Consider the following 12190-nt stretch of genomic DNA (forward strand, 5'->3'; position numbering starts at 1 on the left):
GAGCGAATATGGTCACAGCGCCCAGTCAGCAGCATTTCGCTAGAAAATGTGCGAAATGATCATCGCACAATCAACGATTTGTTTGTTATTCCCTGTTAATTTGAGCTGCTAAACAACCGCGCCAGCTCAACACCCGGATCGTCAGCACGCATGAATGCCTCGCCGACCAAAAATGCATTGACGTTGTGCTGGCGCATCAATGCCACATCTCTCGGTGTGTGAATGCCACTTTCGGTGACGATAACACGGTCATTGGGTATCTGTTCCAAGAGTTGCAATGTGGTATCCAGGTGTGTTTCAAACGTGCGCAGGTTACGGTTATTGATGCCGACGAGCGGGGTTTTGAGTTGTAATGCGAGCGACAGTTCTTTGGCATTGTGCACTTCAACGAGGATAGACATGCCGAGTTCATGTGCTAGTGCTTCCAGTTTGGACATCTGTTCCAGCGCGTTTGGGTCGAAATTGTCCAATTTTTCGGCGCCGAAATCATTGTCCATGGTGAATGCCGCGACGATGAGCAGAATGCAGTCCGCACCCATGGCGCGCGCTTCCGCGATCTGATATTCCTCAAGGATGAAATCCTTGCGCAGTACTGGCAGTTGACAGGCGGCGCGGGCCTGCTGCAGGTATTCGGAGTCACCCATGAAATACTGGCGGTCTGTTAGGATGGACAGACAGGCCGCACCGTGTTTTTCGTACGTTGTTGCAATCTCTGCCGGGTTAAAGCTCAAATGTGGCGCGTGTGCCGATTCGGGGCCACGCAATACGCCTTTGCTAGGGCTGGCCTGCTTGATTTCGGCAATCACGGCGGATTGACCGGCAGTGATTTTGTTTTGAATGGCTGCGAAGAAATTGCGCGCAGGCGTGGTGGATTTGGCCGCTGCCATTATTTCGGTTAATGGTGTTTTTGTTTTAGCGGCAACGACTTCTGCAACCTTGGTGACAAGAATTTTTTTGAGAATATCTGACATGATGTTTTTTAATGAGGCTCAAGCCGAACGCCGGTTGGAAAATGCAACCAGTTCATGCAGTTTTTGCAACGCTGCACCGCTCTCAATGGCACGCTGAGCCAGACGTATACCCTGTACGAGAGAATCGGCGACGCCTGATACATAAATGGCCGCTCCAGCGTTCAATAAGACAATGTCTCTTGCCGGTCCTTTTTTGTTTTCGAGCACGGACAACAACATTGCCTTCGCCTGATTACTGTCTTTCACTTGTATCGATGTGATGGGTGCTGACTGCAGTCCGAAATCTTCAGGCCGGATTGAATATTCTGTGACCGTACCTTGTTTGAGTTCACCTACACGAGTCTCAGCGCTGATGGTGATTTCATCCAGCCCGTCTGCACCGTTGACAACCATCACATGCGTACTGCCGAGTTGTTGCAGTACTTGAACGAGAATTAAAACCAGTTGTGCATCGAATACGCCGAGTACCTGATTCTTTGCGCCGGCGGGGTTAGTCAGCGGCCCTAGAATATTGAAAATAGTTTTAATGCCGAGTTCTCGGCGTACCGGTGCAGCATGTTTCATGGCGCTGTGATAATTGGGCGCGAACATGAAACCGACCCCGATTTCACTGATGCTTTCGGCAACCTGATCAGGAGTCTGATTCAGATTAATCCCCAGTGCCTCCAGCACATCGGCACTGCCCGATTTGCTGGAAACAGATCGCCCGCCATGTTTAGCCACCTGTACGCCTGCGGCTGCGCTGACGAAAGCCGCAGCAGTAGAGATATTGAAGGTGTGCGCTGCGTCCCCGCCGGTGCCACAGGTGTCGATTAAGTGCTGGTTGCCAGTGATGTTGACTGGTGTGGCAAATTCGCGCATGACCCTGGCGGCAGCGGCGATCTCCCCGACTGTTTCTTTTTTGACACGCAAACCGGTAATTATGGCGGAAATCAGAACAGGCGAAACATCTCCCTTCATAATCTGGCGCATGAGTGACAGCATGTCGTCATGCTGGATTTCCTGATGACCGATGATTTGATGCAAAGCTTCTTGTGGATCCATACTGTCGTTTGTTAATGGTGGGTTTGTAAAAGAAAATTTTTCAGCATGTCATGACCGTATTCGCTGAGAATCGATTCCGGATGGAATTGTATACCTTCGATATTCAGCGTTCTGTGTCTGACACCCATGATTTCACCATCTTCCGTCCATGCCGTGATTTCCAGACACTCGGGAAGCGTGGCGCGTTCGATGACCAAAGAATGGTAGCGTGTCGCGATAAGCGGATTAGGCAGGCTGCGAAAAACACCTTTGTCATGATGGAAGATTGGCGATGTTTTGCCGTGCATCAGCTGTTTGGCGTGGATGATATTGCCACCGAATGCCTGTCCTATGCTTTGGTGGCCAAGACAGACTCCCAGCACTGGAATATTTTTACTGAAGTGCTTGATGACTGACAGGGAGATACCAGCTTCATTAGGTGTGCAGGGACCGGGAGAAATTACAATTCTTTCCGGAGCCAGTTTCACAATCGTGTCAAGATTGATTTCATCATTACGGTGTACAACGACATCCTCACCCAGTTCGCCAAAATACTGCACCAGGTTATAGGTAAAGGAATCGTAATTATCGATCATCAATAACATGTTTCTAATTATTTTATAATGCTGTTCAGCAGCAATCCTTATCCTCAGCGATCCTTGGTGATCCGCAGCGTTAGAACCGCTGGAATTCTGATTGCAGCCAAAATTTAGGATTTTATCAGTTCATGCAGTGCTTTGGGTGGAGATACATTTGATAGGCAGAAAAAATTTGAATAGGCGTCCCGAATCAGCCGTGTATTATGAACAACTGCATGGTTTGAGATAGGCTGTAAATAAGTTTGCTGTCTGAAAACAGTGAAGTTTATTTGATGTTATCGGTGGAATTCAGTAAAATTCAGCCTTTTTAACCCCTTGTCTTACCATATATTTATTATGGAAGGCTTTACCCGAAAGAGGAATAGCAAACAGCAATGATGCGACATTACGAAATCGTATTTATAGTTCATCCTGATCAAAGCGAGCAGGTGCCGGCGATGATTGAACGTTACCGCGGCATAGTTGCAGCTAAAAACGGCAAGGTACACCGGTTGGAAGACTGGGGCAGGCGGCAGCTTGCTTATCTGATTCAGAAAGTGCATAAGGCGCATTATGTGTTAATGAATATCGAATGCGATCAGGAAACGTTGAATGAACTTGATTATGCGTTTAAGTTTAGCGATGCCATTTTGCGTCATTTAACGATCAGAATGGATGGGCCTGTAACAGAACCTTCACCCATGATGCAGCAAAAAGAAAAGGATGATGCTGTACCGCGTCCGGCTGATAATAGTGAAAAACCGGATGAAAAGAACGAAACAGACAACAAAGCTGAATCGTCCGGTGAAGCCGAAGAAACTGACGAATCAAAAAATACTGAAGATTCTGAGGCAGTGAATTCGGCATCATAAATATCAAGTGGAATGCAACCGGACGGTTATCTGTGGTGAAATTATCCGGCTTGGCGCATTACGTTATACTCCGGCGGGATTACCTGTGATTGATTTTGTCATACAGCATCAGTCGCGTCGAAGGGAAGCAAATATGACTCGAAAGATACAGTGTGAATTGCAGGCGGTAGCGCTGGGCGAGACTGCCAAAATGATCGCCGAAATGAATACGTTCGAGAGTGTCAAGATTTCCGGTTTTCTCAGTAGAAAAAGCCACACTAGTCAGCAGCTGGTATTGCATGTAGAGCACATCGTTCAAATTTAATTGAAAACAGGAAAACATATGTCACGTATAAACAGACGAAATGACGGAAAAGACAAAGAAAAGGAAAGGAGAGCCAACCGTCCTTTGTTCAAACGCAAGAAGTTTTGTCGCTTCACTGCGGAAGGTGTAAAAACAATCGACTATAAAGATATCGATGTATTGAGAGATTTTATCAGTGAAAATGGAAAAATCATTCCAGCCCGAATCACAGGGACAAGAGCATACTATCAAAGGCAATTGGGCACAGCGATAGAACGTGCGCGTTTTCTTGCGCTACTTCCGTACACAGACCGTCACTGAGGAGTAATACACATGCAGGTTATATTGATGGAGACTGTTGCTAAGCTGGGACGCTTGGGTGAGATTGTGAATGTAAAAAGCGGTTATGCAAGAAACTATCTGATCCCTCAGGGAAAAGCACAGCGCGCTACCGAGCAAACCATAGCAGAGTTCGAAACGCGACGTGCTGAACTGGAGCAAAAACAGGCTGATGTTCAGGCGGCAGCACAGGCGATCGCTGAAAGACTGGAAGGTTTGATGCTGCAAATTTCACAAAAAACCAGCAGCGATGGCAAGCTGTTTGGTTCTGTAACAAATGCCAATATCGCCGAAGCCCTGAATGAGCAGGGTTTTACTATCGAAAAATCAATGATACGCATGCCGCATGGTCAATTAAAACAGGTTGGTGATTATCCGATCAAAGTGATGTTGCATGGGGATATCTCGGCGCAGATTACCGTCTCTGTACTGGGCGAAGCGACTATCTAGCAGTATTACACTGTCATACATTGAAAAAGGACTCTTGCGAGTCCTTTTTTTTGTCTAAAAAACTCGAAGGGATTAAATAGTGCGTTAATCCGGCTGTTAAATTGTGCCTTCAACAGTGCAGCTTCACGTTAAACTGTAATCACCCATTTAAACTTTGATCAACACAGTGGTGATTTCTATGAGCTCAGATCATCTCTATTCGATTCGTCAGGCGATGAGTGTCGCCTATTTATCCGATGAAAAAACTCTGGTTAAAAATTTACTGAAGCAGCTTACCGGTTACGATGCATCCACAGCCGTGAATCATGCACGTGACTTGCTCAGTCAGTTACGTGGACAAATGGCTTCTTCTTGGTTGCAAGCCAAACAGTCGGTAGTACAAGCGTTTCTACAGGAGTATCAACTTAATAGCGAAGAAGGCATTGTGCTCATGAGCATTGCTGAGGCGCTGTTGCGCATACCTGACCGCGCAACCCAGGATCGCTTTCTGGCTGATCGATTAAACTCGGCCGATTGGCGTCTGCATGCTTACCACAGTGAATCACGGCTGGTCAATCTGGCTACTGGTGCATTGATGTTTTCCAGAGTACTGGAACAACAGCACAAGCTACTGCACGCAGACCAGCACTCGCGCATTCAGACCGTTCTGGATACGCTGGTTGTGCGTTTGGGGCAGCCTGTTATCCGCACCGCATTGAAACAGGCAATGCAATTATTGGCCGAGCAGTTTGTTATGGCGGAAACTATTGAGCGGGCGATCGGAAAATCAACCAGTGTGCCGGAAGCTTTAGCAGATTCCGCTGTGCGCTATTCTTTCGATATGCTTGGAGAAGCGGCGATTACCGCGATAGATGCCGAACGGTTTTTCCAGGCATATAGCCACGCGATAATACAGTTGGGAAAAGATTTCCAGAACACTGGTTTTGATAAACCTGATTTGCTATATGCAAGACCAAGTGTTTCAGTAAAGCTTTCCGCCTTGTATCCACGATATGAGCCTTACCAATTCCGTTATGCCGTACCGGCGCTAACTTCCAAATTGTTAAATCTTGCTATACTGGCACGTAATGCAGGCATTACGCTTACTGTTGATGCTGAAGAAAGTGATCGTCTCGATCTTTCACTGGATGTTTTTTCGGCTGTATTTAACTGTGCTGAACTGGATGACTGGCCGGGTCTGGGTATCGCCGTACAGGCATATCAGAAACGGGCGACACATGTTATTCGCTGGCTTGCAGCGCTTGCGCGTGGTCAGCAGCGCAAAATTCCCGTCAGATTGGTCAAAGGAGCTTATTGGGACAGTGAAATCAAACGGGCACAGGAAAACGGACTTGCCGGCTACCCGGTATTTTCACGAAAGTCGGCAACAGACATCAGTTACCTGGCGTGTGCCCGGTTGTTAATTGATCGCTCCGATTGTTTTTATCCTCAGTTCGCCACCCATAACGCTCATACGGTTTCTGTCATTATGCAAATGGCATGCCGGTATGAACATTATGAATTCCAGCGTTTGCATGGCATGGGGGAGGCACTTTACCAGGTAATTCAGAGAAATCATCCCGGAATTGTGTGTCGCGTATATGCGCCTGTAGGTGAATATCAGGATCTGCTGCCGTATCTGGTTCGGCGATTGCTGGAAAATGGCGCCAATACTTCGTTTGTCCATGATATGGAAAATCCGCATATCGCAGTGGAAGAGATTATCACCGATCCTGTTACTGTATGGCAAAGTGGCGTGCAGTCGGAGCTGGCACTTCCTGCAGCACTTTATGGTAAACAGCGCTGCAATTCTATCGGGCTCAATTTGGCTGATCCGCAAGTACTTGAGCAGGTAAAACAAAGTCTAAACAAGCTTGCTCACAAGCAGTATCAAAGTTTTCCATTGGTAAACGGCAAGACCTGTACGGGTCAGACGAACTCGGTGAATGCGCCTCATGATAACTGTCATATAGTTGGTGAAGTGATTTATGCAGATAAAACACATGTATCCGATGCATTCGATGCCGCAGAGACCGCTTTTTGTGATTGGCGCTTGCGTGCTGTGAGAGAGCGTGCGGATTGCCTGCTTAAAGCAGCTGACCTCATGGAACAACAACGTATGGAGCTGGTGAATCTGTGCATGCGCGAAGGTGGTCGCACGATAAAAGATGCGCTCGCTGAGGTACGCGAGGCAGTCGATTTTTGTCGTTACTACGCAGTCGGTGCACTCAAATTATTTGAACACCCAGCCGTTTTGCCAGGACCAACCGGAGAAGTAAATACGCTGAAATACTATGGGCGTGGCGTGTTTGTATGCATTAGTCCATGGAATTTTCCGATTGCAATTTTCACTGGTCAGATCGCTGCAGCGCTGGTAGCAGGTAATACGGTAATTGCCAAACCGGCTGAGCGTTCAGCGCTGACTGCAATGGCATGTATACGTATTCTGCATCAGGCTGGTATTCCGGAATCCGTACTGCATTTTTTGCCAGGTAAAAGTTCTGAAATTGGTCAGCATTTACTTGAAGATTCCCGTGTGGCCGGTGTGGCATTCACCGGTTCCATTGATACTGCAAAATATATCAATCGTCAACTTTCAGATCATCCAATGATTGTGCCGTTGATTGCCGAAACCGGTGGGCAAAATGTGTTGATTGCAGATACGTCTGCACACAAAGAGCAGTTGGTTCAGGATGCTGTTTTTTCAGCATTTAACAGCGCCGGACAGCGCTGCTCAGCATTACGCGTCTTGTTTGTACCTGAAGAGACGGCAGAATTGGTCAAGCAAATGCTGATCGGTGCAATGCAGGAACTACGGCTAGGCAATCCCGATGATGTAACTACAGATGTAGCCGCTGTTATCACTCAGCAAGCCATGCATCAATTAGGAAAGTATGTCAGGAAAATGAGAGCGGATAACTGCGAGATTTATCAATTGCCGCTGGCTTCTCAGGCAGATGAACTTCATTCCGGAAATTTTTTTCCGCCAACACTGATTGAAATAAGTGAGCTGCGGCAATTGCGTAGTGAAGTGTTTGGTCCTGTATTACATATGGTACGTTATCAATCTGGTGATCTTGATGCTGTGATCGACAGCATCAACGCCAGCGGGTATGGGTTGACACTTGGCATCCATAGTCGCATTCAAGGCACAATTAAAAAAATCTGCCAACAGACCAGGGTTGGCAATGTTTACGTAAACCGTAATATGATTGGTGCAGTAGTCGGTGTGCAACCTTTCGGTGGTATGGGGTTATCCGGTACTGGTCCCAAAGCGGGTGGACCTGATTATTTGCGCCGTTTCTCTGTCGAGCAGGCGGTGTCCGACAATGTGGCTGCTATGGGTGGAAATCCTACTTTGCTTGCGCAAAGTCTGCGCTAGGAAGCTGATATTATTCAAATGGATAACATAAAAACCAGTCGGCATTTTTTTCTAAATTACGGTATTGTCTTAAAGCTCAACGGTATGAAGACGTAATTAACACAATGAGAAAACAATTTAAAGCGAATTATGCTAAGAAATAACCTAAGATTGCTATTTGTCGGATACTCAGATTCAGAAGCCGAACAGTTGCGTGCAGAGTTATCAAAAATTAATGTCAAAATAAACTGTAAAGCGATAACTGACGCAAATGATATCCGGATTGCCTTTTATGAATGTGAGTGGCATGTGCTGATCTGTAACTACACAGCGGATTCCGGCAACCTGAAAGAAGCGCTGGAAGTCTGGAAACAAGTGGGTCGTGACATACCCTTTATTATTTATGCAGATGAAACGAGTGATGAAAATGTCATTTCTGCAATACATTATGGCGTACATGACTATATATATAAAGGGCACATTGGGCGTCTTCTGCTGGTTATTGACAGGGAGTTGAATAATCTGGAAGTTAAACGTGCAAAACTACAGGCTGAAAGCAAAATTTATCGCTTGACCTACTATGATAATCTAACTGGTTTGCCTAAACGTAATTTGTTTTGCGAAAAAGTTACAGGCATTTTATCAAACCTATCCGATCGAGATAGGCTGGCAGGGGTGTATTTAGTTAAAATCAGTGGTCTTTCTGATATCAATAATATATATGGATACCATGTGGGTGATATGCTGATTCAGCAGCTTTCATATCGAATGTCTGTATATACAAACAGTCAATGTTTGTTATCAAGAATTGAAAGTAACAAATTCGCTTTTTTTAACTGCGACGTCAATAACCTGGAAGGTATACGAAAATTTGCTGACAAGATCATGCATATGGTGTCTATACCGGTTGTGATCAATAATCTTGAATTTTATGTAACGCTCAATATTGGAGTTTGTGAATACCCGACACATGGCGAATCCATTTCATTACTGTTGTCAAATATAGAGAATATGTTGTCTGATTCTCAAAACAAATGGCAGAACAGTTGCCGCTATTTTTTGAGCAGAGTGGATGAAGTTTCCGCCAAGCGGCTTATGACAAGGGAAGCACTTCGAAAAGCCATTATCAATAATGAGTTAGAATTATTGTATCAGCCAATTATCAACCTCGATACGGGTGTTATAAAAGGAGCCGGGGTTGTTTTGAGATGGCATCACCCCGAAGCCGGCCCTTTGACACCCAGTAAGTTTTTTCCTTTCATTCATGAAAGCGGCTTAATTCTGGAAATCGGAAAATGGATGCTCAAACATGTGTGTTTGCAGGCAAAGCTATGGCACGAAATGGGTTACGATGGATTGACGATCACGCTGGCCGTAGCTGTCAACGGTTATGATCAGACACATTTTATAAAGTATGTGCAAAATTTGCTGACCGAAACCAAACTGCCGCCGCAATTGCTTGAACTGGAACTGCCCGAATCATTTTTACAAAGCGCAGAATTCAGTATGAATAATTTAAAAGAACTGGGTGATGCCGGGATACAGTTTTCAATCAGTAATTATGGAACCGGTGGTGCTTCGCTCAGATGGTTAAGTATACTGCCTGTCAACAGTATCAAACTGGACCCTGCATTGACCATGAATCCAAAGTCATGCACGGAAAATGCCAGAGTAGTGGCGGCAATCAATGCAATGGCAAAGAATCTGGGGCTGGCTATGGTTGCTGAGGGTATTACAACCAAGGAGCAATTAAAATTTTTATATGAAATACAATGTAAATTTGCACAAGGAAATTACTTCAGCCAACCGGTCAATGCTGAAAATTTTCTGAAACTGCTTGAGCAGCGTAAAACCGGTACACTTGATTAATATCCTGTTATTTTCAGTTAACTTTTTCCAGACACTTCGTGTAGTTATCATTTCAGTGTAAAAACAAAGTATTAAATAAATATAATAATTTACTGTAATGAATTAATCTAATCATCTAAATTCACGAGTTTTTTTAATTATGTAGGAAAAATTCTTATAGCATGATAAGAATTTTTCCTAATTTTGTTTTAGATATGTGTCCATTTACTTAAATCGACTCAGCATTGAAAATTCATACCTATTCAGTGTGTTGTTTAGATTATTTAATTTTTAAACAGGAGAGTTTAAAATGGAGACAAAACAGTATTTGGAAGAAATAAGAGAAATCAATTTAGGTTATTTACTTCTTGCACAACAACTGATTCGTGAAGATAAAATGGCTGCAATTTACCGGCTGGGTATTAATCAGGATGTCGCCGAGCTAATTGAAAAACTGACAACCAGTCAGCTTCTAAAAATGGCATCTTCCAATAACCTGTTATGTCGATTCAGATTCAATGATTCCCTGATAGCAGAATTGCTCTCTAATAATGAAAGGGATAGTAGCAGTGCCGTTTCTCACTCACATGCTGCCATACTTATGGCCGGACAACCCGCTGAAACAATTTCCTAAGCTTTTGGTATAACCTGAAGGGATATGGCATATGCGCAATCGAAGCATACTTACTGAAGCGAAACAAATACAATTGGCATCTGAGTTGATTAAATTGGGTGCAAGGTTACAGGTACTGGAGGTGAATTCCAACTTGAGTCGGGAGAGACTCGTTAAACTGTATAAAGAAATTAAAGGAGTATCACCACCCAAAGGCATGCTTCCTTACTCTGAAGACTGGTTTATGAGCTGGCAGCCCAATATGCATTCCTCATTATTTGTCAATATCTATAATTATATTACGACGCACGGAGATATCGACTGAATTGATGCATTGATTAAAAGTTATAAGCTCTATCTGGAGCATATAGAAGCACATAAGCTGGAACAGGTGTTAAGTCTTACTCGTGCGTGGACATTGATTCGTTTTGTTGAAAGTGAAGTATTATGTGTGACGCCATGCGTCAAATGCGGTGGGAAATTTTTAGTGCACTCTCTGGATATTCATTCAAATCATATCTGTGGTTTATGTAATATTCCATCCAGAGCGGGAAAAACCAAGAAAGCTGCCGCTGAATCAGAACTGCATTAGCTTTGAATCTGGTTATTGATCTAATGCCTGTTTAAGCCGGACAGATGCTTTTTCCAGGTTTTCCATGGATGTGGCAAATGACAAACGCATATAGCCTTCGCTGCCAAATGCTGAGCCTGGAACAACTGCAATACCAGATTTTTCCAGTAAATATTCACTGAATGCCAGATCGTTTTTGTGCTGAATTAGGTGTTTATCGTAAAGATTCGCTATCGCCTGCCGTACATCAGCAAATGCGTAAAAAGCACCTTCAGATTTCAGACAGGCGATTCCTTTACATTGATTTAATTGATCGGTGATAAAATCATTACGTGCAATAAATGCATCGACCATTGGTCTGATGCAGGATTGATCAGCGTTCAGTGCCATTTCTGCTGCTGCTTGTGAGATTGAACTTGGGTTTGAAGTGCTTTGTGACTGAATATTTTCCATTGCAGTTACAATTTCGGCGGGCCCGCCGCAGTATCCAATGCGCCAACCGGTCATGGAATATGCTTTAGAGACACCGTTCAGAACGACCGTACGTGAATGTAAATCAGGACAAGCATTTAAAATATTAACGAAGCGCTTACCTGATAAAAGTATATGTTCATACATATCATCCGTAGCAATCAGAATCTGAGGGTATTTTCGCAACACTTCACCTAGTGAGCTCAGTTCTTCCAGCGTATAAACTGCACCGGTGGGATTGCTGGGGCTGTTTATGACAACCAGCTTTGTTTTTTGAGTTATGGCTTTTTCGAGTTGATCGGCTGTAATCTTGAAATTTTGCTCAATACCCGCAGCAACGAACACTGGCTTTCCTTCCGCGATTTTCACAATATCGGGATAAGACACCCAGAAAGGGGCAGGTATGATGACTTCATCCTCTGGGTTAAGCAAGGCCAGAGCAAGATTAAAAAAACTTTGTTTGCCGCCGCAAGAAACCAGAATCTGTGAATGATCGTACTCTAGCTCGTTATCACGTCTGAATTTTTCAATAATCGCTTTTTTTAAGCCAAGTGTACCTCCAACAGCGGTGTATTTGGTTAAACCCTTGTTAATAGCTGCAATCGCAGCATCTTTAATATGTTGAGGTGTGTCAAAATCGGGCTCGCCAGCACCTAAACCGATAATATCCTTTCCCTCAGCCTTCAAACTTGCAGCTCGGGCAGTAACAGCAAGGGTAGGGGAAGGCTTGATGGTTTGTACGCGGCTGGATAATTGCACTACAGGCTCCTCACTCTAAAATGGACAGATCGGCATGTTAGAATAGACGATCAAACAATTACGCTGATAATG

Annotated in this window: 11 protein-coding genes and 1 pseudogene; 8 read left to right on the forward strand and 4 right to left on the reverse strand. The window is 44.5% G+C overall.

The features are described from left to right. Positions 1 to 95: 95 nt before the first annotated feature. Genes trpC through BMY62_RS05300 form a run of 3 tightly spaced genes read right to left on the reverse strand, consistent with a single transcriptional unit; the run spans position 96 to position 2599 of the window. On the reverse strand, positions 96 to 971 hold the full coding sequence (gene trpC / locus BMY62_RS05290) for an indole-3-glycerol phosphate synthase TrpC (protein ID WP_090657386.1): 876 nt from the start codon (positions 969 to 971) through the stop codon (positions 96 to 98). Positions 972 to 989: 18 nt separating this feature from the next. After that, positions 990 to 2015, reverse strand: a complete 1026-nt coding sequence (gene trpD / locus BMY62_RS05295; protein ID WP_090657388.1) for an anthranilate phosphoribosyltransferase — start codon at positions 2013 to 2015, stop codon at positions 990 to 992. Between the two features lie 11 nt (positions 2016 to 2026). Next, complete coding sequence (locus tag BMY62_RS05300; protein WP_090657390.1) at positions 2027 to 2599, reverse strand: anthranilate synthase component II; 573 nt, start codon at positions 2597 to 2599, stop codon at positions 2027 to 2029. 371 nt (positions 2600 to 2970) lie between these two features. On the opposite strand from BMY62_RS05300, the gene rpsF reads away from it, so the two are divergent. From rpsF to flhC, 8 genes and pseudogenes are all read left to right on the forward strand, one after another. Further along, the gene (rpsF, locus tag BMY62_RS05305; protein ID WP_090657449.1) at positions 2971 to 3444 is read left to right on the forward strand and encodes a 30S ribosomal protein S6; all 474 of its coding nucleotides are present in this window, start codon (positions 2971 to 2973) and stop codon (positions 3442 to 3444) included. Between the two features lie 7 nt (positions 3445 to 3451). Next, complete coding sequence (gene priB / locus BMY62_RS05310) at positions 3452 to 3748, forward strand: primosomal replication protein N (RefSeq protein ID WP_090657391.1); 297 nt, start codon at positions 3452 to 3454, stop codon at positions 3746 to 3748. Between the two features lie 18 nt (positions 3749 to 3766). Further along, positions 3767 to 4048, forward strand: coding sequence for a 30S ribosomal protein S18 (gene rpsR / locus BMY62_RS05315; RefSeq protein WP_090657393.1), 282 nt, complete (start codon positions 3767 to 3769; stop codon positions 4046 to 4048). Between the two features lie 12 nt (positions 4049 to 4060). Then, positions 4061 to 4516, forward strand: a complete 456-nt coding sequence (gene rplI / locus BMY62_RS05320) for a 50S ribosomal protein L9 (protein WP_090657395.1) — start codon at positions 4061 to 4063, stop codon at positions 4514 to 4516. Positions 4517 to 4694: 178 nt separating this feature from the next. Further along, a complete protein-coding gene (gene putA / locus BMY62_RS05325; protein ID WP_090657397.1) occupies positions 4695 to 7877 on the forward strand; it encodes a bifunctional proline dehydrogenase/L-glutamate gamma-semialdehyde dehydrogenase PutA in 3183 nt (1060 codons plus the stop codon). Between the two features lie 129 nt (positions 7878 to 8006). Further along, positions 8007 to 9725, forward strand: coding sequence for an EAL domain-containing protein (locus BMY62_RS05330; protein ID WP_090657399.1), 1719 nt, complete (start codon positions 8007 to 8009; stop codon positions 9723 to 9725). A 289-nt stretch (positions 9726 to 10014) separates the two neighbouring features. After that, on the forward strand, positions 10015 to 10338 hold the full coding sequence (gene flhD / locus BMY62_RS05335; protein ID WP_090657401.1) for a flagellar transcriptional regulator FlhD: 324 nt from the start codon (positions 10015 to 10017) through the stop codon (positions 10336 to 10338). A gap of 31 nt (positions 10339 to 10369) precedes the next feature. After that, a pseudogene (gene flhC / locus BMY62_RS05340) lies at positions 10370 to 10909 on the forward strand (flagellar transcriptional regulator FlhC). A gap of 12 nt (positions 10910 to 10921) precedes the next feature. On the opposite strand, the gene BMY62_RS05345 reads toward flhC, so the two are convergent. Beyond that, positions 10922 to 12118: a pyridoxal phosphate-dependent aminotransferase gene (locus BMY62_RS05345; RefSeq protein WP_090657403.1), complete on the reverse strand. Its 1197-nt coding sequence runs from the start codon at positions 12116 to 12118 to the stop codon at positions 10922 to 10924. Positions 12119 to 12190: the final 72 nt, after the last annotated feature.

It is taken from the genome of Nitrosomonas marina (assembly GCF_900111605.1).
Taxonomy (GTDB): Bacteria; Pseudomonadota; Gammaproteobacteria; order Burkholderiales; family Nitrosomonadaceae; genus Nitrosomonas; species Nitrosomonas marina_A.